The sequence below is a fragment of the Prochlorococcus sp. MIT 1300 genome, from assembly GCF_034092375.1.
Classification (GTDB): domain Bacteria; phylum Cyanobacteriota; class Cyanobacteriia; order PCC-6307; family Cyanobiaceae; genus MIT-1300.
In genome coordinates, this window is sequence record NZ_CP139302.1 from 754,820 (window position 1) to 777,726 (window position 22,907).

General features: G+C 41.1%; 22 protein-coding genes, 3 tRNA genes and 1 rRNA gene. 12 read left to right on the forward strand and 14 right to left on the reverse strand.

Features of this window, described 5'->3' with window-relative positions; genetic code table 11:
* Window positions 1-2: 2 nt before the first annotated feature.
* Window positions 3-617 (reverse strand): tRNA-(ms[2]io[6]A)-hydroxylase, encoded by a 615-nt coding sequence (locus SOI83_RS04015; RefSeq protein WP_320677361.1) that lies wholly within the window; start codon window positions 615-617, stop codon window positions 3-5.
* Window position 618: 1 nt separating this feature from the next.
* Window positions 619-1,065: a type II 3-dehydroquinate dehydratase gene (gene aroQ / locus SOI83_RS04020; protein WP_320677362.1), complete on the reverse strand. Its 447-nt coding sequence runs from the start codon at window positions 1,063-1,065 to the stop codon at window positions 619-621.
* A 106-nt stretch (window positions 1,066-1,171) separates the two neighbouring features.
* Here aroQ and SOI83_RS04025 point away from each other — a divergent pair.
* The 4 genes from SOI83_RS04025 to SOI83_RS04040 all read left to right on the forward strand — a co-directional run bounded on the left by SOI83_RS04025 (window position 1,172) and on the right by SOI83_RS04040 (window position 3,176).
* Window positions 1,172-1,253: transfer RNA gene (locus SOI83_RS04025), tRNA-Tyr, on the forward strand.
* A 10-nt stretch (window positions 1,254-1,263) separates the two neighbouring features.
* Window positions 1,264-1,335 (forward strand) — tRNA-Thr (locus SOI83_RS04030).
* Window positions 1,336-1,474: 139 nt separating this feature from the next.
* Window positions 1,475-2,455 carry a site-specific integrase gene (locus tag SOI83_RS04035; RefSeq protein WP_320677363.1) on the forward strand — a complete coding sequence of 327 codons (981 nt, stop codon included), beginning with the start codon at window positions 1,475-1,477 and terminating at the stop codon, window positions 2,453-2,455.
* A 226-nt stretch (window positions 2,456-2,681) separates the two neighbouring features.
* Window positions 2,682-3,176: a hypothetical protein gene (locus SOI83_RS04040; RefSeq protein WP_320677364.1), complete on the forward strand. Its 495-nt coding sequence runs from the start codon at window positions 2,682-2,684 to the stop codon at window positions 3,174-3,176.
* Between the two features lie 2 nt (window positions 3,177-3,178).
* Here SOI83_RS04040 and SOI83_RS04045 read toward each other — a convergent pair whose 3' ends face one another.
* Window positions 3,179-4,207, reverse strand: coding sequence for a PrsW family intramembrane metalloprotease (locus tag SOI83_RS04045; RefSeq protein WP_320677365.1), 1,029 nt, complete (start codon window positions 4,205-4,207; stop codon window positions 3,179-3,181).
* Between the two features lie 2 nt (window positions 4,208-4,209).
* Window positions 4,210-4,653 (reverse strand): hypothetical protein, encoded by a 444-nt coding sequence (locus SOI83_RS04050; protein WP_320677367.1) that lies wholly within the window; start codon window positions 4,651-4,653, stop codon window positions 4,210-4,212.
* Window positions 4,654-4,802: 149 nt separating this feature from the next.
* Here SOI83_RS04050 and SOI83_RS04055 point away from each other — a divergent pair, with 149 nt between their 5' ends.
* Window positions 4,803-6,374: a hypothetical protein gene (locus SOI83_RS04055; protein ID WP_320677368.1), complete on the forward strand. Its 1,572-nt coding sequence runs from the start codon at window positions 4,803-4,805 to the stop codon at window positions 6,372-6,374.
* Here SOI83_RS04055 and SOI83_RS04060 read toward each other — a convergent pair whose 3' ends face one another.
* From SOI83_RS04060 to SOI83_RS04075, 4 genes are all read right to left on the reverse strand, one after another.
* On the reverse strand, window positions 6,375-6,779 hold the full coding sequence (locus SOI83_RS04060) for a thermonuclease family protein (protein ID WP_320677370.1): 405 nt from the start codon (window positions 6,777-6,779) through the stop codon (window positions 6,375-6,377).
* A complete protein-coding gene (locus SOI83_RS04065) occupies window positions 6,780-7,034 on the reverse strand; it encodes a hypothetical protein (protein ID WP_320677371.1) in 255 nt (84 codons plus the stop codon).
* A gap of 389 nt (window positions 7,035-7,423) precedes the next feature.
* A complete protein-coding gene (locus SOI83_RS04070) occupies window positions 7,424-7,597 on the reverse strand; it encodes a hypothetical protein (RefSeq protein WP_320677373.1) in 174 nt (57 codons plus the stop codon).
* Between the two features lie 121 nt (window positions 7,598-7,718).
* Window positions 7,719-7,880 carry a hypothetical protein gene (locus SOI83_RS04075; RefSeq protein WP_320677375.1) on the reverse strand — a complete coding sequence of 54 codons (162 nt, stop codon included), beginning with the start codon at window positions 7,878-7,880 and terminating at the stop codon, window positions 7,719-7,721.
* Between the two features lie 452 nt (window positions 7,881-8,332).
* On the opposite strand from SOI83_RS04075, the gene SOI83_RS04080 reads away from it, so the two are divergent.
* Window positions 8,333-8,404, forward strand: a tRNA-Thr gene (locus tag SOI83_RS04080).
* Window positions 8,405-8,692: 288 nt separating this feature from the next.
* Here the strand turns inward: SOI83_RS04080 and SOI83_RS04085 are convergent.
* Both SOI83_RS04085 and SOI83_RS04090 read right to left on the reverse strand, forming a co-directional pair.
* On the reverse strand, window positions 8,693-9,691 hold the full coding sequence (locus SOI83_RS04085) for a uridine kinase (protein ID WP_320677376.1): 999 nt from the start codon (window positions 9,689-9,691) through the stop codon (window positions 8,693-8,695).
* Window positions 9,692-9,829: 138 nt separating this feature from the next.
* Window positions 9,830-11,275 carry a glycoside hydrolase family 13 protein gene (locus SOI83_RS04090; protein ID WP_320677377.1) on the reverse strand — a complete coding sequence of 482 codons (1,446 nt, stop codon included), beginning with the start codon at window positions 11,273-11,275 and terminating at the stop codon, window positions 9,830-9,832.
* A gap of 52 nt (window positions 11,276-11,327) precedes the next feature.
* Here SOI83_RS04090 and glpK point away from each other — a divergent pair, with 52 nt between their 5' ends.
* Window positions 11,328-12,833, forward strand: a complete 1,506-nt coding sequence (gene glpK / locus SOI83_RS04095) for a glycerol kinase GlpK (RefSeq protein WP_320677378.1) — start codon at window positions 11,328-11,330, stop codon at window positions 12,831-12,833.
* Complete coding sequence (locus tag SOI83_RS04100; protein ID WP_320677379.1) at window positions 12,826-14,391, forward strand: glycerol-3-phosphate dehydrogenase/oxidase; 1,566 nt, start codon at window positions 12,826-12,828, stop codon at window positions 14,389-14,391. Before glpK ends, SOI83_RS04100 begins: the two co-directional genes overlap by 8 nt.
* A gap of 11 nt (window positions 14,392-14,402) precedes the next feature.
* On the opposite strand, the gene SOI83_RS04105 is transcribed toward SOI83_RS04100, so the two are convergent.
* The gene (locus SOI83_RS04105) at window positions 14,403-16,079 is read right to left on the reverse strand and encodes an alpha-amylase family protein (protein ID WP_320677631.1); all 1,677 of its coding nucleotides are present in this window, start codon (window positions 16,077-16,079) and stop codon (window positions 14,403-14,405) included.
* 61 nt (window positions 16,080-16,140) lie between these two features.
* On the opposite strand from SOI83_RS04105, the gene SOI83_RS04110 reads away from it, so the two are divergent.
* Both SOI83_RS04110 and SOI83_RS04115 read left to right on the forward strand, forming a co-directional pair.
* Window positions 16,141-17,520, forward strand: a complete 1,380-nt coding sequence (locus tag SOI83_RS04110; RefSeq protein ID WP_320677381.1) for an aldehyde dehydrogenase family protein — start codon at window positions 16,141-16,143, stop codon at window positions 17,518-17,520.
* Between the two features lie 286 nt (window positions 17,521-17,806).
* Window positions 17,807-18,616 carry a LysM peptidoglycan-binding domain-containing protein gene (locus SOI83_RS04115; RefSeq protein ID WP_320677382.1) on the forward strand — a complete coding sequence of 270 codons (810 nt, stop codon included), beginning with the start codon at window positions 17,807-17,809 and terminating at the stop codon, window positions 18,614-18,616.
* 18 nt (window positions 18,617-18,634) lie between these two features.
* On the opposite strand, the gene SOI83_RS04120 is transcribed toward SOI83_RS04115, so the two are convergent.
* Window positions 18,635-20,128, reverse strand: a complete 1,494-nt coding sequence (locus SOI83_RS04120; protein WP_320677383.1) for an ATP-dependent DNA helicase RecQ — start codon at window positions 20,126-20,128, stop codon at window positions 18,635-18,637.
* A 64-nt stretch (window positions 20,129-20,192) separates the two neighbouring features.
* Window positions 20,193-21,236 (reverse strand): hypothetical protein, encoded by a 1,044-nt coding sequence (locus tag SOI83_RS04125; protein ID WP_320677384.1) that lies wholly within the window; start codon window positions 21,234-21,236, stop codon window positions 20,193-20,195.
* Window positions 21,237-21,364: 128 nt separating this feature from the next.
* Here SOI83_RS04125 and SOI83_RS04130 point away from each other — a divergent pair, with 128 nt between their 5' ends.
* Both SOI83_RS04130 and SOI83_RS04135 read left to right on the forward strand, forming a co-directional pair.
* Window positions 21,365-21,574 (forward strand): photosystem I reaction center subunit IV, encoded by a 210-nt coding sequence (locus SOI83_RS04130; protein WP_320677385.1) that lies wholly within the window; start codon window positions 21,365-21,367, stop codon window positions 21,572-21,574.
* A gap of 9 nt (window positions 21,575-21,583) precedes the next feature.
* A complete protein-coding gene (locus tag SOI83_RS04135) occupies window positions 21,584-22,468 on the forward strand; it encodes a DNA-formamidopyrimidine glycosylase (RefSeq protein ID WP_320677386.1) in 885 nt (294 codons plus the stop codon).
* A 251-nt stretch (window positions 22,469-22,719) separates the two neighbouring features.
* On the opposite strand, the gene rrf is transcribed toward SOI83_RS04135, so the two are convergent.
* Window positions 22,720-22,836: ribosomal RNA gene (gene rrf / locus SOI83_RS04140) — 5S ribosomal RNA — on the reverse strand.
* Window positions 22,837-22,907: the final 71 nt, after the last annotated feature.

The window sequence follows — 22,907 nt, forward strand, 5'->3', positions numbered from 1 at the left end:
TTTCAGCTGTGCATCCGAGGCTCGGGGTGCAAACTCTGAAGAATGGCGGATTCAACCTTCGCCAACTCCTCTAATCGACAAACAGTTACATCGCGCCCAAATCGCTCCTCAGCAAGTCTCCAATAGATACAAAAATGTCGAGCTTCGCTGGCCAATAAATCTGTATAAAGCTGTCTAAGTTCCTCCTCAAGGCTATGAATTGCCAACAAAGACATCCGTTCATGACTTCTGGCCTCAATAAGACCAGATACGAGAAAACTATCTAGCATTCTTTCTGGCTCACCCTTCCTAATTTCTTTTGCCAAGGCTGCTCCATAAGGGGGTGCAGGCAATAGTTTCAATGATTGTCCCTTACTCTTAATTAAGGAAATCACTCTCTCAAAATGTTCCAACTCCTCCCTCGCCAAAGGGCTTAAAGCTTCAGCCAAGCCAGGCTCACATGGGTATCTAAACATCAGTTGGATAGCAACACCTGCAGCCTTACGCTCACAATGAGCATGATCAATTAACACAACCAAGGGATTCTCTACAGCCTGTTGCAACCAAGCCAGGCTTGTAGGTTGAGCCAACCATTTAATGGTCTTGTTCAAATTTTTAGAAGTAAGGGGAATACCCATCTCAGGCCGATTGAGTTCTCCGCAAATAAGCCATCAAACCATCCAACGCGAGTAGGTAGCTGAATGCCCCAAACCCCGTAATCACACCAACAGCATGATCTGCCAGATAAGAATTCTGGCGAAAAGGCTCACGTGAATATGTATTACTCAAATGCAACTCCACATAAGGGATCGCGCTTCCCAACAAGGCATCGCGCAATGCTATTGAAGTATGAGTAAATGCACCTGCATTAATCAAAATTCCGGAAACCACTCCCATCGACTCTTGTATGCGATCAATCAAAGCTCCCTCAAAATTGCTCTGAAAACAATCAAGAGACACTCCTTCTGCCTCTGCCTTGGCTCGTAGTTGCTGTTCTATATCTACGAGAGTAGTAGTCCCATAGAACGAAGGTTCTCGTTGACCAAGCAAATTCAAATTAGGTCCATTTATCAGCAGTAGATTCATGAAATCAAAAAGGTGGAGCTGTTTGGATCGTATCGATACCAACAACAAGTTCCAAGCCACTCGGAGTACTTGGGACTGTTAGCTGGTAATGTCTTTTGGTGTGTTTGGGTCGGTGCCCGAGTGGTTAATGGGGGCGGACTGTAAATCCGCTGGCTCTGCCTACGTTGGTTCAAATCCAACCCGGCCCACCTTCCACATGCCCTTGTAGCTCAGCGGTAGAGCACTCCCTTGGTAAGGGAGAGGTCTCGGGTTCAAGTCCCGACGAGGGCACTGCCCTGACCGCCTCCAGGGGAACGGATCTCAGGCACCAGAGGTTCTCTAAAGACAAAGTGGACGTCCACTTTTGAGTCCACTTTGGCCTAAAAAGACCAGATCTGGCTTGGCGCATCTTCCACGATGCAGCTAACCAATGGCAACCATTCGAAAAAGCGGACAAGGCTGGCAAGCCCTAATTCGAAAGAAAGATTATTTAGGCCCAAAAACTAAAACGTTTCCTTCCAAAAGTCAGGCTCAATTGTGGGCAAATGCCGTTGAATCGTCCCTACAAATATCAACTCAATTAACAGATCGTGCACCCAAAATCTTTCAAGAAGCGATTGATCTGTATGTCCAAGGTCCGTTGCAATCCCATCGCAGTGGCCATAACGAGCAATACCCACTCCAAGCAATGGCCAATCATTGGATCGGAGGCGTCCTGATCAGTGAACTTTCGATCCGGCATTTGGCCCTGTGGCGAGATGAACGCTTACTCAAAGTCAAGCCCAACACCGTCATGCGAGAACTCAGGATCGTACGAGTTCTTTTGGATTGGGCCAGAGATGAACTGGGCTGTGACCTAAAGAGCAATCCAGCACGAGCGTTAAAAGTCAGAGGCGCCAGTGATGCCAGGTTCCCTTTCATCACACCAAAGCAAAAACAGCAATTACTCCTTGAATTAGCAAAATCCAAAAACCCCAATCACAAACGACTCACCCAATTGGCATTGACGACAGGTATGAGGCGTTGTGAATTGTTGGCGATGAAATGGACAGATCTTGATCTCACTCGAGGCTTGGTTCACCTAAACCGAAAAGACTGTGCAGCCCAAGGGCTTTCAAGCAGTCATCGCTTAGTTCCCTTATCACCCAAGTCAGTTGCGCTGCTCAAGCACTATCCACAAACCAGCGCGAATGTCATTGAACTCAGTATTGGAGCAGCTCGTCACGGTTTTGATCGCGCCCGCAAAGCCGCTGGTCTGACTGAACTGAGGTTTCATGACCTACGCCATATCGCAATTAGCAGCATGTGGGCCGATGGAATGAATGCTCTGCAGATCTCAGAGGCCAGTGGCCACAAAGATCTAAGTATGTTGATGCGCTACAGCCATTACGCTTTGGGGTATGGGGGTTAAAGAGATCGGCCTATAGCGTTATATGGACACAGACTTTTGTGCCATGTTTAAGGAAATTGATGAATGATTATGAAATGCCAAGGTATTGTGGAGGGGCTCTTAGCTGTATTAATTCACTAAACATATAACCATACCAAAGTTATGTATAAAGATAAATCAGTCGAACAGATCCTAATTTCTTATGGGAATAACATATAAAATAAATGTTAATAAATGATTTTCTGGAATGGTTCGTAAAGAAGAGCTAATGGATTTTTTTAAAGTTCATCTTAAGCAATATAGGCGATACTTAGTTCCGGGGGTCGCAGTCCTCCTAATTATAAATGCAAATATCAATAATAATTCCAATAAAACAATAGTTACTCAATTTAGAACATTACGTGAGGCTGAAAAGGCATGTGAGAAATGGGATAAAAAAATCTCTAAGCAATTAGATTCAAAAAATAAAATTGGGAAGTACTATGCTTATGCTTTTTGTAAAACAGATAAAGCATCAAGGCAAGTAGTTGGAACAAAAAGAGTTTCTAATTATACTGATTTTGGCATGAAGTTTGATAGTTACAATAAATGTATAGACAAACGAGATAAAACGCGAAAAAAAATGGAGAAAGAAGATGATACTTATGTTTATCAGAAGGAAGCGGTTTGTAGTTTATGGAAAGGTAAGACTATTAAGCTAAGGATTACTAAAGGAACAAAAGCAACATTATATAGATTTTAAATCTATAAGCAATTTATCTTCCCTGATTTGACATCTTCGATCTGCTCTAAACCCAAATGTACAAAAGAAAGTATTAGTATCCAGGATATAAAACCACAAATAATATATTTACCCATGAATGGAATATTAGAGTGTGAATTCCAAATTGCATGGCAAAAAATTACTACTCCAAAAGGAATATAGAATTGTTTCCTAGACAATAAACGAAACGAAAATTCATTTCCTTGTTGTAATCTCCATAAGGCTGCGCCAGCAACAGCTGTCCAGGCAATATGCGCAAATGGAGAGAGAACCCCACGTATTTGTATGACTCTAATCATTGAATCTATATCTGAAATGCCAAAGGCAAGAGCATATCCTGCAGATTCAAATGCTGCAAAACCACAGCCCACAGACGCTCCCAACAATAGCCCATTCAAAATATATGGATATTTTTTGCTATTCCTGGCCAACAAAATTAAAGCCATTAATTTTGCAGGTTCTTCAATAATTCCTGCTATTGATGCGCCTAGGGATGACTCTAGAAAACCAGTATTCGAGAAAAAGATAAGTGCTAGGAATAGAGATAAAAGACCTCCAAAAAATATGAGCCTAATTACTTGATATAACGGTATATTTTTAAGTATGTTTATCTCGAAAAATAGAATTACTGTTGAAACGGGAACAGCAAATGAACCAGTTATAATTAGACCTGGAACTAAATTTATATTGTCGAATTGAGTATAAGCAAGGAAGAAACCATAAAAAAGAATAATTGAGCCAGATAGTAATTTTGAGAATATCCATGGCTCTGGGTATTCTGTACTTATTTTATCTATAGGAGGTGTTGTAGTTTTTGTCCCTACAATTAGAGATGCTTCAAGTTCTTCTTCACTATGGTCTTTATTTATCCCTTTTATAATTTTCTTAAAGTTAAAACCTCCCAAACCATTTCCTCCTACAATTGTCGAAAGACTATCGATAAAATCAACTATAATGTTTGTTGAAACCTTTGAATTTAAAACCTTTTTTTTAGAGTCACTGTCAACCATGATTATCCTCCTTCGCTAGAAGTTAATATCCCTTTGCAACCATCTTCCTCATAGGTATTGTATTTAGAGTCATATTTACTTTCATATTTTATATCTTTTGACATAACATCGTTTAGAGTTGTTTCGACAAATTCCTCAAATGATTCTTTGTCATCTTTAATATATTTTTGGTAGAATAAATTTGCAGGCGGATCTTTTTTCAGTAATACATTCTCAAAGTGTTTAAAAGCAGCTCCTTTAGGAATCTCTGTCACCTTTTCCATGCAAATTGCTTTTGCAGCTAGATTAGTAATTACAAAATAAATAAATCTGCCATCTTCGACACGGAACTGAGGTGCTTTGGCATTTACTGAGGTTATAAGTGAAGGAGTTAATATTCCAGCAGAAGTAGCAAAGATTAGGAATAAATTCAAATATCTAGATTTATAAGATCTTGGCTTGTTCATTTCAAGGTACAGACTTCTATCGCTAATCTTAGGAGGATTGTCCTGATATTAGATCTTATTTTATGGTTTATTATCTAAGCTTCACTAATAGGATTATCTGTGACCAAAGAACCTTTGGAGGTGACCCAATGAAGAGAATTAGTCGACTTTTGGTTTCTGCCTTATCTTTTGTTTCCATATCTCAACCAAAACTTATTACCTCCTCGATAATATTTATATCTATTTATGAGAGTACTTTATCGAGGACAGCTAAAGCTCAAACATCTGAAGAATATCTAGAGAATGGAATTATAAAAGGAAAAAATGGCAATTCCAAAGAAGCTATATTGGATTTCGATAACTCAATTAGATTAGATTCAAGAAATATAAGTGCCTATATTAATCGTGGAATCGCTAAGAAGAATCTTGCTGATTTTTCTGGAGCGTTATCTGATTTCAATAAGGCTATAAAGCTTTCCAGTGATTCTCCGTACCTTAAGTCAGTTGCCTATCATAAAAGGGGACACCTATACCTTACTAAGAAAAAATTTAAGAAAGCTTTGCAGGACTTTGATCAAGCAATAAAAAACCATTCTTCAAACACAACTTATTTTTCATCTAGGGCATTTCTTAAGGCGGAACATCTTAAAGAATATAAAAGCGCACTTAATGATTGGAGTAAAGCTATTATATTAAGTCCAAAGGATGAACGGCTATATAACAACCGTGGCTATACAAAGAAGATATTAGGTGATCCTCAAGGGGCTTGCAATGATTTCCAAATATCACTTTCTATAAAAGATAATCCACAGGCTAAGCAATGGATTAGTGGCAAAGGAGATTCCTATTGTGAGCCGTATGTGACAGCAAATGAAAGTATTCCAGATCAATTATCTAAGGAAGTATCAGAAGAAAGCGAGAAATCTTTTATGGAATTCTTAGTAGATAATAAATGCTTAGAAGAGGGTTCTTATATAACTTCAAATCAGGCCAAATTCAGAAGATTAAATAGAAAGGACAATCCTTCCTATTCTTATTTGCGTCTATCAAGGTTGGACTACAATTATTTAACTAAAAGTGTAGCCTCTAAAGAAAAATTAGCTTCATTAATTAGTAAAGCGGGAGGATGCAATAAAATTATTACTGAATTAAAGAATAAATTCAATGGCAAGAAGGATATCCTTGATTATGATAGAGGTTATTTCTACAATATAACCTGGGAAAAAGCTTTAGAGAATGCCATTAGTCTTCCTTATACTCAATTGTCTAACAATTATAGAATTCATCCCAATATATCTCCAGAAAAGTCGTTGACTTTGCAAAAGGAACTAGCCAGCATAGATCCTAATAAATGGGGCAAAAGATTAACTGTTAAGAATTCTACTGAAGGTATAAAAAGAAAGAAGAATATGTTGTTACAACCAACAGAGTTGTGTACTCCAATGCCATGGGTTGGTTACCCAACAAGGAGAAGAAAGCTAGATTGTATTCAGGTATTTAAAGGAAAGGATGACCTCAGATTAGTTGAATTTTCCCGTAATACTGAGAAGATTAACCCAAAATCTGAACCCAAGGTTGACTTTACTTTTGTCAAGTTAATTGATTGCAAAAGATCTCAACCCTATTCAATAGTAATTTCATTTAATGGTAAACCTTCGCTTCTTTCACAAGATAAGGGAGGGTATTGGAGTACTAGGCCTTTGCGAGGACGTTATCGCGGAGCCTGCAAATCTTTTCACTAGTCAATTTATATTTTTCGACCAAGTGCATTGATCTGCATATCTCTGATAGACACTCGCGAATCCTTTATCAACCAGTCGTTCTTGGATATTGATCCCATCTTTGGAAAGTTCAGCCACTGTTCTGCCATATCTATCCTTCGTAATCCTTCTGATTGAGACCTCCTCTCCAGCTACTAACCCATTGAGGTAGTCCCTGGCGGCTTTAGCGGGTACTGGATCAGCTCTTTTTCCTCGTAACTCTGGGGTATCAATACAAGCCAGTCGGATCTTCTCGCCTTCAGTACTAGTGCAGGTATCACCGTCGTAGCAGCGATCAATTGTGATGGTGGTTTGAGCTAAGGCTGGAGGTGCCAGAACTATGACGAGAACCAGGAGTAGAGCATGAGTCTTCATGTCGTTAGTCATCTATTCCTTGAAATATCCTTCCTCACACCAATATTTAATGTCAGAAGTTGCTTCCTTCATTCTTAAATCTGCTGCCATTTCACAATTACCAGAGTTGTATTCGAGGTCTTGATAGGCATCAAAGGTGGCTACATGAACCCTTGTGTTTTCAAAAAGAGGGCTGTCACTATATAAAGTCACAACTTGGTTTTCTTTTTTGCTCTGACAGCCAGCTAAAAGAGTCAATAAAAGTGGTGCAAGTAATAAGTGGCGCATCTACTGCATTAGTGGTCCGTCTTTTCAGTATCCCTTTATTCCCAAAGATGATCCAGCCATTGGCTGTCTCCTAATGGTTTAAATAATCAACCCCGATATTGTTGAATCTGTAGAAGCAGTAGAAGAATGATCCGCTTGCTACTTCCTCAATAAACTCAAACCATGCCTCTCAATAAACCAATTCCAGATTCTGTTGTTCGCTATTGGCAAAAGCAGTTTCAAAAGATCAGGGAAATAATAGTTAGACCTCCTAGTAAATAGAACAGGACTTGTTGTTGTTGTTTGTTTGAGGGTTTTGATTCTGCTTACTTGTCATATGTCATAGGTCATCCTTCAAAAAAGAGGCGCCTTCTAGCCTCGATTTTCACAAGCTATGCCCTCAGATCCCTTTATCCATAAGCCCCATATTTTGATCTTTTAGCGATAGCAGCCCTACATTTCATCTCGTTTAACTCCTTGAGCGAAATCCTCTCGGAATGAGCTTCGAGGTGACGTTCAACCGCTTCTCGCTCTCGCTTAGACAAGGTCTTGCCTGAATGAATTAATTGGTTAATGGTTCTCATCGTGAATCTGTGATGGTGGTTTTGCGCATAAAAAAAGAGGCCAGTCTTGGCCTCTCTGATCGATGCGATTGATTGTTTGATCTCTCAGCTTTTAACGTCCTCAGTGAGCTTGGACGAAACCTTATGGGTTGTAATTCACGCCGATCTGTCTAAGCAGCCGTTCGTACTGGCTCAGTGAAATCCCCATGGAAGCTGCTTTCGCTTCTCGAACAAAGGCATTGCTCAAATCAGAGGCCTGCCGTACAGGATCGATCGATGGATTCTGATTGGTCTGATTATTCATAAGTAGTGATAGTGGTTTGATTTCAGTTCTTCTTTTATCTACTTCTAGGTACCTGGTGCCGGCTCATCCCTCGACTTCGTCGAATCATGAGCTATCACCAATGTTCCAGGTGAAAAAGAGAGTGGATCTAAGACGTAATTGATGAAGAAGGAGGAGAACTCGCTGTCGCTCGTTCTCTGCTCCTCATAATCAATAGGCTTTAAAGAGATTGAAGTCTTCAATCTTGTCTCTTCAATCCTTGTCGTCTTCCCCCGTGTAGTATTGTGGGGTTAGCCAAAAGCCAGTCTTTGCAAGGGGACTCAAAGGGTCAAAAAGTGGACTTTTGAGCGATCGCAGCACTCCCTAGAGGTGGTTTGGCAAAGATAAAAGATTGGTCTACATTCTCGGAGCGTCAACCAGATCAGCTGACTTAGCTGGGATTTCGGTGAGCCAACCCGGCCCACCTTCCACATGCCCTTGTAGCTCAGCGGTAGAGCACTCCCTTGGTAAGGGAGAGGTCTCGGGTTCAAGTCCCGACGAGGGCACTGCCCCCTCTCCCGCAAGGCACCTGCGGGAGCAGTCACGAGACCTCAGAGGGTCTCTTTTTTAATGCAAAGGTGTTGCTACTACTGAGGAGTTGCGAAGAAACACCCATCGGGAACATTCAGAATAGTTCAGAAAGGGGAAATCAAATGTCCCCGATTTGTTCCCGACTGTTTATGGCGATGTTCCCTACAGAAAATCTTTTTTAGGTGTAGAAAAAGTCACCATATTTTCTACAGCACTGAAATAAATTTAAGTCAAAAAGCTAGTATTCTTTTTACAGGTCAGGGCTATTTGCCCCTCGTTGAGAGATCTTTACTTTGTCCTACCCATCTGATACTACGAGAAGAATTTAATTCTGCAGTAACATCTGATTTGATTGATTGAAGATCCTTTTGAGGAATCGCTGTCTCAATCATTCTTATAAAAAGATCTAAGGACTTTCCACTTATAGAAGCTCCTCGTTCTTTTTGAAGATCAATTTCTTGTTGCGACTTCCACATCCTAGTCGAAGTAAAATCAATTGCTTTTATGTGCCAAATGCGCTGAAAGTTGCTCCAAATTGATTGATAGTCTTTAAGGGCACTTTGCACAATATATTGGTAATCAAGTTCCTGGGACGAGAGAGAAGTCGTTTCAATGGAGTTATCCTCTAGTGAATTACTTTTAAGATCAGACAAGCCGCAGCCCAAGAACCAACCTTCAATGACCAATACTTGTGGTGCTGAATAACTCCATCCGCATCGATCTCCAAGACCATTTCGTAAGGCTTTATCAAATTTAGGTGCTTTTAAGTGTCCAATACTTTTCCAGTTTTCTATTGTCTCCTCTAATAGATCAATTGAATGACTTCCCGGCAAGGCTCTTGGCACATTCCAAGGATTGCCTGCCATTGCTTTATCTAATCCTTCAGAGTCTAGATAGAAATCATCCATAGATATCACCTTTAAAGGCCATTTCAATTCTGAAGCTGAGGCCTCTAGCCATCTACCAAAACTAGTTTTACCACATCCAGGAAGTCCAGAAATTCCAAATAGAATTCGCTCTTCTTTAAAAATAAAACGTTGTACATCTGAAAGGAACGGTAATCCCAAGCCCCAAGCCCAATCTTTTTTTGTTCCCACTGGCCATGCCGAAGCCGCAAGATTTACCCCCCCGTATTTGAGCCAGTAATTTAACCATTCAATATGATTTGCCCAATCTAAACTTTCTAGCAGCTTGTTATAGGGGATTGTAGGAAAGTAAATCTGTGGCTCGATTGGCTGAGACCAAGGGGTATTAGGAATCATAATTAATACATGGATTAGAAAGTTTAGTTAAGAAGATTTTATTAATAGCTATTTAAAGCATTTTTAACAGACCTACTACATCCATCACAGCATCAGAAGCTGAATTAAAACGCGACTAACTCTAAGAAACACTTTAAATTATTTCTTTTTTCGAAATAAAATTGCAGATTGTGGTCCAAGCCTAAACGAAGAATGCTCATACTCCCCAAGGAGAAAAAACGGGTCAGAGCAGACTTCTTCTATTCCAAGCCAACTTTCAGAACTTCTATTTAACCAAACCAAGAACTCCTCTCTAACGAACTCATGAAACAAATTATTTGGACATTGACCTTTTAAACCTTGACTCCCAATAGCTTCCCATCTAAACGAGTTATATAAAAAGAAAGAACAATCCTTTCTCAAGTCAACTAAGGAACGAATATAAGCACATAAATCAACAGCCCAGTTATGCTCCCACAAGAAAGCTTCACGACAACTTGGTTCAATGCCACCACATAGTCCGATTTCAGTGCCATAATAAATGCAAGGAGCACCTTGTTGTAAAAACAACAAAAACAACGCAAGCTTTAAGGCATTAATATCGCCACAAAGAGTATCAAGAGCTCTAGGCACATCATGGCTATCTAGCAAGTTCAACTGTCCACAATTTACTTCTTCTTGGTACCAGTCAACCGTTGTCTTTATTACTCTAATAAAAGACAAGCTATCAATATTTTTAAGAGGGTAATCAGGATTCTTATATATTTTTCTAAGAGGTTTAGGAGAAGCCCAGGAAAGGCTTGACCAACCAATTCGATAATTCATGACTCCATCAAACTGTTTTCCGTCTAACCATGGTCGAGCATCGCCCCAAATCTCTCCTACAATCCAAGCCTCATTATTAATTGACTTAACTTTCTCCCTAAAATTCCTCCAGAAACTCATTGGAACTTCATCAGCTACGTCCAAACGCCAACCATCAATACCCTTCTCAATCCAATAACAAGCTACAGAGGTTAGGTAATCACATACATAAGCATTATGATGATTAAACTTAGGCAAGGCTGGATCATTCCACCAACAGCTATATCCACATTCTTCTGACTGCCTAGGATATGGAGTCAGAGGCCATTTATGAACAAGGAACCATTCTCGATAAGGAGATTTCTCACCATTTTCTAATAAATGATGGAATGCCCAGAATCCTCTTCCACAGTGATTAAAAACGCCATCCAGGATTATCCGCATCCCTCTCAAATGAAGTGCCTCTATCAATGCAAATAATGCTTCATTACCACCTAACAGAGGATCTACATTAAAATAATCATAGGTATGATATCGATGGTTAGCTGCGGAACAAAAGACAGGATTTAAGTAGATACAAGTAACTCCCAGATCTTGTAAATGATCTAAGCCCTGAATAACACCATATAAATCACCTCCTTGAAACCCATGCTGAGTAGGGTCACTACCCCAAGGTTGCAGAACCACATTGTCCTGGGCCTCTACACGCCCACTTCGTCTGAATCGATCAGGAAAAATCTGATAGACGACAGCCTTTGCAACCCACAAAGGAGGCGAATCTAATAAGTCTTTCTTCCGCATAAACCTTTGCATTTTCCTGACATACCGCTAGCACTGAAGAAAGAGACTGGCCATGGCTGATCAACCCCTCCTCCTAGCACTCGACCAAGGGACAAGTAGTTCCAGAGCTGCCGTATTCAATGCGAAAGGCGTTTTAATTGCCAGTGCGAGTGCACCACTCAAAATCGAATACCCCGCCAATGGCTGGGTTCAGCAAGATCCAATTGAAATATGGCAAAGCCAGCTAAAAGCAATGAAAGCTTTAGAAGATCTACTTAAAAACAAACAAGACATCTCAATTATTAGCTGTGGAATTACTAATCAACGAGAAACTACAATCCTTTGGAAAAGAAGCGATGGATCCCCTTGTGGTCCTGCTCTAGTTTGGCAAGATGGCAGAACCTCAGAAATATGTTCAAAGTGGAAATCGGAAAACCTAGAAAATGAATGGATAAATCGCACTGGCCTACTACTAGATCCATACTTCAGTGCTAGCAAAATTTTCTGGCTTCTTAACAATGAGCCCTCGGCCAAAGAGGCACTCGCAAAGGATGATCTCTGCTTTGGGACAGTAGAAAGCTGGTTGCTCTGGCAACTAACAAAAGGAAAGAATCACTATTCAGACATGAGTAACGCAAGTCGGACTTTACTCATGGATTTGGAAAAACTTGAATGGCTACAACCCTTTACAGAGGTTGTTGGACTCAAAGAAAATGCCCTACCACACTTAGTCCCTTGCCGAGGAGACTTTGGCAAAATCCAAAATGGGCTTCCCTTCGAAGGGGTAAAAATTCAAGCACTATTAGGAGACCAACAAGCTGCCACTCTTGGGCAACTATGCCTCAACTTAGGAGAAGCAAAATGTACTTATGGAACTGGTGCATTTTTAGTCGTCAATACTGGCCAAAATGTTCGGCGCTCTTCTCATGGTCTCTTAAGCACTCTTGGCTGGACAGATGACAAAGGTGTACCTACATACTGCTTAGAAGGAAGCCTTTTTAATGCAGGCACAGTTGTTCAATGGCTGCGAGATGGGTTAGGAATAATTGAGACAGCAGATCAGGTGAACGTGCTAGCCGAAGAAGTTAATGATGCTGGAGGGGTAATGTTGGTTCCAGCATTCACTGGTTTGGGAACTCCTTATTGGGACCCCGATGCAAGAGGGGTAATAGTAGGAATTACAAGAGATACAACTCGAAGCCATATAGCGAGGGCAGCACTAGAAGGCATTGCACTCTCTGTAGCCGCCCTTGTCCAACTTGCTGAGAACTCGCTCCAAGAAAACCTAGAAGAGTTAGCTGTCGATGGAGGAGCGGCAGCATCCAATCTTTTGCTGCAAGCCCAGGCGGATAGCACAGGTCTACTAGTGCGAAGGCCTAAAAGCCTTGAAAGTACTGCAAAAGGAGTTGCCTTATTAGCTGGGGTTCAATCAGGGCTAATAACCAATTTAGACGAACTTGCCAAAAGCCGAAAGCAAGGGGCAGAGATATTCCTACCAAAATTAGACAGAAATGCCCGTAGAAAGTGGAAATCAGATTGGGAAAATGCCGTAAGCAGAAGTCGTCATTGGCATGAATAACAACACTGTTGATCTACTTGTCATTGGAGGTGGTGCTACTGGGGCCAGCATTGCTTATGAGGCAACAAAAAGGGGATTAAAAGTTGCATTACTAGAGGCTGGAGATTTTGGTGGAGCTACTAGCAGCCGAAGCACTAAACTCCTACATGGTGGAGTTAGGTACCTTGAATTAGCTTTTAAGACACTTGATCTGGCTCAACTTAACTTAGTTAGGGAAGCCTTATTTGAAAGAGCTTATTGGCTAAAAAACGTACCATTCTTAGCGCATAGGCTGGAACTTGTCCTACCTTCAAACAACTATTTTACTCAAGCCTATTTTGGCTTGGGTTTAAAACTATATGATCTTTTAGCCGGAGAGAATAATCTTGGCGAAAGTCGATTTCTTTCATCTGCACAAATACAGAAAGTATTACCACTATTATCTAAGGAATATAATGGAGGCATAGCCTACAGTGATGGTCAATTTAATGATGCTCGTTTAAATATTCTGCTAGCCCTTACAGCACAAAAGAATGGCGCTACGCTTAGAAGTTACTGCAAAGTTGTTGAACTAGAAAGAGATTCAAGAGGCAAACTTTGCGGAGCGATTAGTGAAGACCGCTGCAACAGGATAGAAAAGTGGAAAGCAAAAGCGATAGTAAATGCAACAGGAATAAAAGCCGATCAAATCCGTCAAATGGCTCATCCAGAACTTAGTCCTCGTATATTAACCAGTCGAGGCATTCATATAGTGCTAGAAGATAATCTTTGTCCCGAAGGTTCAGGACTTCTCATTCCTTCAACAGACGATGGTAGAGTTCTATTTGTATTACCATTTTTTGGCAGAACTTTAGTTGGGACTACAGATACAACCTGTGAAATTGAAGATGCATTTTCAACCACAAAAGAAGAAGAGCAATATCTAATAAGCCATATCAATCGTTGGTTCCCTACACTTAAGGATCCAGCAATCAAAAGTTCCTGGGCAGGAGGCAGGCCATTAATAAGATCAAATACCAAGGCTATTAATAGCAGTAGAGTAGTTAGAGAACATGAAATAGAAACTCTGGAATGTGGCTTAGTAAGCGCATTAGGGGGCAAATGGACTACATGTCGACCAATAGCATTAGACACGCTAAAAGCAGTAGAACCTATATTCAACATGTCTACTAATGCTGGGAAAGAATTACCTATAATTGGAACAGGCAGGAATCCCTCATTAACTCTTAAACATCTTGAAATACAAAAAAATGAGCTCCGCAAAGAACTCCCCGACAGCTCACTAAAAGACAAACAGATTGAACATCTTCAGAGCAACTATGGGCTTAATGCATTAAACATAATTAAAAATGCAAAAGTCAAAAAAAGAGAACCCCTAAGTGATAAAATTCCAATTTGCGAAGCCGAAATTGGATACTCAATAGAGCATGAGTGTGCATACAAGCCAACAGACATTCTTGCACGAAGATGCAGGCTAGCAATGATAGACACCGAAGAGGCAAAAAGGCTTCTCCCTATAGCAAATAAATATCTAAGAGAGTCAGGGCTTGAAGAAGGTGAGCTTGATCTGCATAACTAATATTTATCAAATCAAATATTTTCTTGCTTTACACTAGAGATAAAGCCTTCAACCTCACCAATTAACCACCAACTAAATCCATAGGCAGGCAAATATACAAACCAATTACTATTCGCTAAAGGGTATTCACATCCCCAAAGGACCTCACGAGTTCTCTCGCCTTCCCAACGCCTTAAATCCAACCGAAGTGATGCACCAGCAGCTGAAAGATTTGCAGCAACAAGAACTGTCATAGTTTCACTTTTACGTAGAAAGACAATCACGCTGGGATGAGTTGATTCCAAAACCTCAAAATCACCTTTTCTTAAAGCTGGCAAGAGTCGTCTACATGTGAGCATTCGTCTATGCCAATTAAGCAATGAGCCAGGGAGCTGCTTCTGAACTTCTACATTGATTACTCGATAGTCATATCCAGGAGCAGTTACTGCTGGTAAAACCAATAATGGATCTGGCGCTGAAGAAAATCCTCCATTGCGAGCAGGAGTCCAAGCCATTGGGGTGCGATTTGCGTCTCTGTCTCTCAGTCCTGGCCAATCACCCATGCCTAATTCATCGCCGTAATAGATACATGGCAGACCTGGCAGGCTGTACAAAAGAGCATTCAAAACTCGATTAGCCCTTGGGTCCCCATTAAGCAATGGTGCAAGACGCCTGTTAATACCCCAATTCAACCAGTGACCATGACCCTGATGTAATCCAGCTTTAATGGTTTTTATGACTTGTTCTGAAACTAAATGCCCATCACCTAACCAAAGCTCATCGTGATTCCTAAGCGGCAAAGCCCATCTACAGCCTGGAATAGCAATCTGTGCTTCTTTTAGAGAGCTTTCCAAATCTTTAGTGGTACCGCTCGCGATAGCAGCGAACAATTGAGCCGTCAAAACAAAATTAAAAGCTCCATGAAGCTCATCTTTAGCTAAATATGGCGCGGCTTCTTTTACGGGCTGAATTGCTTCTGCTAAAAGCAGAACATCCCTATCAACTAATTCAACCCTCTTTCTAACCTCCTTCAAGAAGCAATGGGTGGCGGGTAATCCTTCACATCGAGAATTCTCCTCCTCAAATAAAAACGGCACCGCATCTAATCGAAAACCGTCAACACCTTTTGCTAACCAAAAATCCACTACAGCAAGCATTTGCTCGCGAACCCATGGATTCTCATAGTTAAGGTCTGGTTGATGTCGAAGGAACCTATGCAAGTAATACTGACCAGCGACTTCGTCCCATTCCCAATTTGAAGATTCAAAATTCCTAAAAAGGACGGGTGCTTGGGCATAACGTTCAGGGTCATCGCTCCAGACATACACATCCCTTTCAGAACTGCCCTTAGGTGCCCATCGAGCTCTTTGAAACCACGGGTGAAGCTCACTAGTGTGATTTAGTACTAAATCAAGGATTACTTTGAGGCCCTTATCATGAGCTGCAGTAAGAAAGCGATGGAATGAGGACAGGTCTCCTAGTTCTGGATGGATATTTTCAAAATCAGTTATGTCATAACCACCATCTTTCAAAGGAGAAGGGTAAATAGGCGTAAGCCAAATTGCCTCCACACCAAGCCAGCGCAGGTAACTCAATCGATTAGTTAAACCATGCAAATCTCCAATACCATCTCCATTCCCATCAGAAAAGCTGCGAGGGATCAATTGGTAGATCACAGCGCCTTCCCACCATGGTTTGCTGTTAGTCATCCTCCAAAAAGGCTTTATCCCTGACCCACTGCTAAACAAACCTGACAACAAAGTCATCCCCTTGAACCCAAAAAACTTCTTTTCAACTTCTCTTCGCGAAACCGTTTGGTCTGGGACAACACGGCCAGAAGGCTGGCGGAGAAAGCAACTAGATCAGCTAAATCGACTGATAGATCAGAATGAGAAAGAAATTCTGAATGCACTAGAAGTTGACTTAGGGAAGCCCCAAACTGAGGCACTATTCGAAATAATTGCTCTAAAGCAAGAGCTCAAAACAACTCAAAAAAACTTAAGCGACTGGATAAAACCAAGGCGTGTTCAGGTGCCTTTATCACTAAAGCCAGGAGAAGCAATAGTGCGCCCAGAACCTCTAGGGTGTGTGTTAATTATTGGTCCTTGGAATTATCCATTTTCGTTAACACTTCAACCTCTCGTAAGTGCCCTGGCAGCAGGCAACACCGCGGTACTTAAACCTTCGGAACAATCTCCAGCAACATCTGAATTAATCGGAACCCTTATTCCTAAATATTTCTCAAAGGAGATTATCAAAGTTGTGCAAGGGGGTGCAGATATTGCAGCCCAGCTTCTTGAGGAAAAGTTTGACCACATTTTCTTTACTGGAGGGGGGGCTATAGGAAAGAAAGTAATGGCAGCAGCAGCAAAGAACTTAACGCCAACCACTCTTGAATTAGGAGGGCAAAGTCCAGCAATAGTTATAGAGGGAGCTGATTTACAGGTCACTGCTAAAAGGCTTACTTGGGGGAAAGGCCTAAATGCTGGCCAAACCTGCATTGCCCCAAATCACCTTTTAGTTGAGGAAAACCTCACAGACCCTTTAGAAGAGTTAATGAAAGATTCTATAGCAAAATATTACGGCTCAAATCCAGTAAATTCACCTCATCTTGCTCGAATAGTTAATAACTACCATTTTAATAGATTAAACAAGTTACTAGAGGGAGCGAGAGAAAATGGGCAAATACTTATAGGGGGAGAAGTTGATAAAAGTATGAACAAGATAGCCCCCACTCTTATCAAAGTAGAGAATCAAGAAGATCCACTAATGTCGGAAGAAATTTTTGGGCCATTACTACCAATTATTAAAGTTAAGAATCTCGAGGATGCTCTGAGAAGGATAAGAAGACAACCAAAACCTCTAGCTCTTTATATGTTTGGAGGGACAATAAGGGAGCAACAAATATTACTTGAAACCACAAGCTCAGGTGGGGTTTGCTTTAACGATGTAGTTATGCAAGCGGGAATACCCGACTTGCCATTTGGAGGTGTCGGCCCAAGTGGAATGGGTACCTATCATGGGAAGGCAGGCTTTAACACTTTCTCTCATCAGAAATCCGTCTTAAAGCGCCCCTTCTGGCTAGATCTGAAACTACGATACCCTCCTTACCAACTCGACCTTGGGCTCCTTAAACGCCTACTAGGTTGAACTGACTTTTTGAAAAACACTTTTAATCATTAACCAAAGGGCTGGCCAATTCTCAGAAGAGTCTTATGGTTCGAAAAGACTTTAGAGAAGCATGCGCCGAGCCACATTTGCCGCACTAGCTCTATCTACTATTACCACTATTCCATCATTAGCCGAAATAGTACTCGTTAAACCAGGAGACACTCTCTCTGGGATAGCCGCACAGCATAAAACCACTGTATCCACAATCATGCACTTAAACGCGATAGATCATCCTGACAAGTTGTATGCTGGCAAAAAGATTAGGGTGAGTGCTCTTACAGAAAAAAAGGCAAGGCCTCAAAGGGACTTTCATAAAGTTGTTCCTGGTGAGTCAGTAAACAAAATATCGGCGCAATACGGTGTAAAACCAGAAACAATCATCTCATTAAATAATCTTCCCAGTGCAGATTTTCTATCCGTGGGTCAAAAATTAAAATTACCTACCTATTCAAGTCAAAAGTCAGAGTTCAAAAAAGTAACGAATCATATTGTAAGGGAAGGTGAGAATTTAACGACTATAGCTAATCTATATGGCACTAATGCACAAAAACTTTTATCATTAAATCAACTCAAAAATGGAAACAAACTCTATCCGCAACAATCAATCTTTGTCCCACAAAGAGCTTACAGCTCTACGAGTAAAGAAAATGAGGGAAATCAAACCAAGACAAAGCACGAGATGAAAAGAGGTGAGACGCTTAGCAAACTCGCCAGAAAATATGATGTGAGCCTAAAGAGACTAATAAGTCTGAACAGTATAAGTGATCCAAGCAGCATAAAAGAAGGTGCTATAATTTATATCAATAATCCAAATCCTTCAACAACTATAAGAAAAGATAATTGGCTTCAGTATGGACCAATACAAGTTAATTGGGCTAACTGGAAAGAAATGTCCGGTAGCCATGTAGCTTTATCAAAAAACAAGCAAGATCAAAGAATGTTCTTAGCAGTCAACTGTCCAAACAAGTTATTGAACACTACGGACTCTAAAGGCAATTGGAGGCAATGGTTGACTCCTATGGAGAAATTTGAATACAACTTGATCAATGATCTTTGCAAAAATAAGAATATCTAGTCCTAATATTTGTGTACACTAAGCGATATATTTTAATGGCCAAGGTTTTCGTAAAAACTGCCGTCCACTTTCTTTTAATGATAGGTTTTGAGCCCCATCATTGCTCTCTGCAATAAACTCCTCTTCAACAAGTCTTCTAACAATCCACCCAGAAGAAACTGTTTTATTGTTTTCATCAAAATCAAAGTTTTCCGAGAGATTGGCCATTCCAATGTTTTTACTACTATCTAACTTGTGAAGAATAGCAATTGCTTGTTTAGAACAATCCCTAATTTGTTTGTAATCCCTGCAGCGATCACAAGTTCCACATGGGTCAACAACCTCTCCTACAGACTCTAGGAGCATTTTCTCTCTGCACTCACCTCCTTCTGCAATAGCCTCCATGCGACGAAGTTGTTTATATGCAAATTCAAAACGCAACTTATCTTCTATTGATAAAAATTCTTTTGAATACTTGAGGCTTGATGATCTCATCGCCCACACCAAACTAATTCTATCCCTTGGAGAAAATAAAACCATACATTTAGCAGGTAGGCCATCACGTCCTGCACGACCAGATTCCTGCAAGTAACCTTCCGGCGATGAAGGTAGATTTAAGTGGAGAACTAAACCAACATCCTTTCGGTCAACACCCATCCCAAACGCTACAGTGGCAACTAATACAGGAGCATTTTGACTGGCAAAAGACTTTTGAGCTGCTTGACGAATTTCTGGTGGAAGTCCTGCATGATAAGCAATTGCAGGAATTCCTTTATCATTCAAAACTTCTGTCCAATGTTCTACAGAGCGCCTGGTTCTAACATAAATAAGAGAAGCACCTCTAGCAGTATTTAAAGCCCTTAAAATGTCCGGCAAAGGGTTCTTTGGACGTCTATACATCGTATATTCAAGGTTGCGTCTCCTGGCAGAGTCAACATGAACAAAAGGCTTAGAAAGATATAGAAGCTTGATAATATCAGCTCTAACTCTTGGCGCAGCCGTAGCACTAAGAGCAACTACTGGTACCCTTGGGCACATGCTTCGAATCTTCCCCAAGCGACGATATTCCGGTCTAAAATCATGTCCCCAAGCACTAATACAATGTGCTTCGTCTACTGCTATACAAACCAGCTTATTTTCCTCAAATAATGTTTCCAAAAGCCTGCGAATTGACTCTCCCTGTAATCTCTCAGGAGAGAGATATAATAAGCGAAGTTTATTTTCTTGAATAAGTTGATTGACCTTTTTCTTGCGCAAAGGGTCCAAGCTTGTATGAAGACATTCCGCCCAAATCCCTCTTTCTCTTAAATTAATTACTTGATCCTCCATTAATGCTATCAATGGAGAAATTACGACAACCAAACCTTCCTTGATTATTGCAGGCAATTGATAGCAAAGAGACTTGCCACCCCCTGTAGGCAGAACAGCCAGTGCATCTCTACCGGAGAGAATCGCCTCAATTATTTGGCGTTGCCCAGGCTTAAAAGCATTCCAGCCAAAATTTGCTCTAAGTGTTCCGACTAAAGGATCCACTAAGCAAAAAAAATATTGCCGTTACAAAATAACGAACCTTACATGAATAAGCCAGTTAGCAATCTCATGGAAGCGAGGGAGGAGGAAGATGTTCCGCTGATTCTTCAACTAATTGCAGTCTCACTTTTTTACCGCCAGCCAATTCCCCTAATGAAATCCTCATGGTTGAACCACTAAGGGTCTGCATCGCAACCAACAAATCTCTCAGATAAGGAGTACTGCTGCCACTTTCAACCCAGAGCCTTTCCTGCAATCCCCCTAATCTTCGCCAAGCTGTATGGAGTCTGAGCACAGCACTCTCAAGTATTTGAGCTTGACCAACTGCATCTGCAAGCAATCCAAGTGCATCAAGCCTATGGGCTTCTTTAATTGCCTTTTCCAAAGCCAATTCATCAAGTTCAAAGGCCCGAACTGCTGTTGCAGCGTCAATTGACTTACTGACCCATCTGGCTCTGCTAGTTACGTCCTTTATACAGTCAAGTTCAGGTTCTTCTCTTAAAGCCTTTTGAAAGTCATTCCTCTGGGGCTCAGGCAACTTAGCCAACTCTCTAACTAAGGGGGCCACAACTCTTGAAGGCAACAAATTCTCTTGAGTTTTTTGCCGAATCTCTTCTGGCAAAAGAGCGCTAGTAGCAGCAGTAAATTCATCGGTCAGACGACGAACTTGCCTACGTGTGATCTCCTTACCTTCATTAGCCGCTTCAGAAATCATCATCTGCACTTCTGGGGTGGCCTGAGCAGTTTCTAAAAAGGCTCTCTTTGAAAAGTTATTCACACTGGCCTCAGCCAACATGCCTTCGCCAACCAGGTCATCTGCTGAATCAGCAAGTTGAATCAACCCATACGCCCGAGTCTTGCTGATTTCTCTTTCCCGCAACCATTGCAAGAACCCTGCTCCTCGTCCTTCTCCTCCCCTTTTTTCACGATCCCTAATGACTCTGAGAATCTTGCCTCTCCAAATCTCCGTTTGCAAATCAAAGCGATCACATACTGCCCAAGCTTTCTCTAGTTGAGTCAAAAACTCCAAGGTGCTTAGATCGTCCTTCTCAGGGTCAGGCAAATCAAATCGAATAGGAGGAATCCCTAAATTCTCCAGATCTCTAGTCAAAATGAAACTTGTTCAAGGTTTGATACTGACACAAAGGGCAGCCTTGGGACGACATTCTGTGACGTTGCAGCCAACTCTTACAAACTCAGCGATACGCTTCTCTATGAAAATCAATTTTCAACTGAGCGATGGCCATCTCTCGTGGTGACATGGTGCGCGTCAAGCGCCCTGAGTCTTATTGGTACAACGAAGTGGGTAAAGTAGCTTCTGTAGACCAATCAGGCATCAAGTATCCCGTTGTAGTTCGCTTTGACAAAGTCAACTATGCGGTCTTTAGCGGACAGGATGGTGGAAACAACACCAACAATTTTGCTGAAAGCGAATTAGAGAAAGCTTAAGCCAGGTTTTTGCCTGAGCTTCCTGAGGTCGAGACGGTCCGTCGCGGGCTGACAGATCGTCTCGTCAATTTTCAAATTCAGCGAGTAGAAGTCTTTAGAGAAAGGGCAGTTGCAAGCCCAGGTGGTTCTGAAGAGTTCAAAAAGAATTTAACTGGCCTTTATGTAGGACGATGGCAAAGAAGGGGGAAGTATCTTTTTGCCTCCTTACATAGGTCAAACCCTCTTTTGCAAAAAGATAATATTCAAATCCAAAGTTGTTTCAATGACGGATTTTGGGGGGTTCACCTAAGAATGACAGGTTACTTTCAATGGCATGAATACCCAACACCTCCCTGTTCTCATACAAGAGCAAGCTTCTGGAACTATGAAGGTAACGAACTCCGATTCGTGGATGTCAGAAGCTTTGGCGAAATGTGGTGGGTCCCACCAGGTAATCCAATTGAAAAAATAATAACAGGTTTGAAAAGATTAGGGCCTGAGCCATTTAGCAATGATTTCAATGCCACATACTTAAGAAGAAAATTTAAAGGCTCTAAAAGAACAATTAAAGCAACTCTACTTGACCAGTCAATAGTAGCTGGAACGGGAAATATTTATGCAGACGAAAGTCTATTCGCAGCGGGGATCAGACCTAACAAACCAGTTGGGGAGCTGAAAACAAAGGAACTCAAAAGGTTATGTCAAAGCCTGGCTGAAGTAATGACTATAAGTATTGGGAAAGGAGGTACTACTTTCAGTGATTTTCGGGATTTAGAAGGAATAAATGGCAACTACGGAGGTGAAGCTTGGGTCTATCGCAGAAGCGACAAGCCTTGTCGAAATTGTGGTGAACCAATCAAAAAAGATTTAATCGCAGGCAGGAGCACACATTGGTGTCCAAAATGTCAACTTTAAACCTCTAATCGCCGAAGAAAAGCTTTAATATTCGTTTAAGCGTATTTCCTAAAAATTATCATCAACACCTTACCTTAAAAGGCAAGGCGCAGTAAAAATTTTTAAATGCAAAACTATTGGTTAGACCATAGAACTTTTCAGCTACTTAAAGAAGGCTAATTAGAGCTAAAAAAAATAAAAAAAGGCCGCTTTTAAAGCGACCTTTGCATCTATCGGTTTACCTATGATAGATGATATTTAGGAAATATTTTACCTGGCATTGAGCTATTTTCTCAGGGGGCTACCCCCCAAATATCGTCGCCGCTGATGCGTTTCACAACCGAGTTCGAGATGGATCGGAGTGGTTCCACAACGCCATGAACACCAGGATAGATATATTCCCAAGGTGAACCTTGAGAACTGCATAGATTATGTCGTAAGACAATTAAGTCTGAAATCA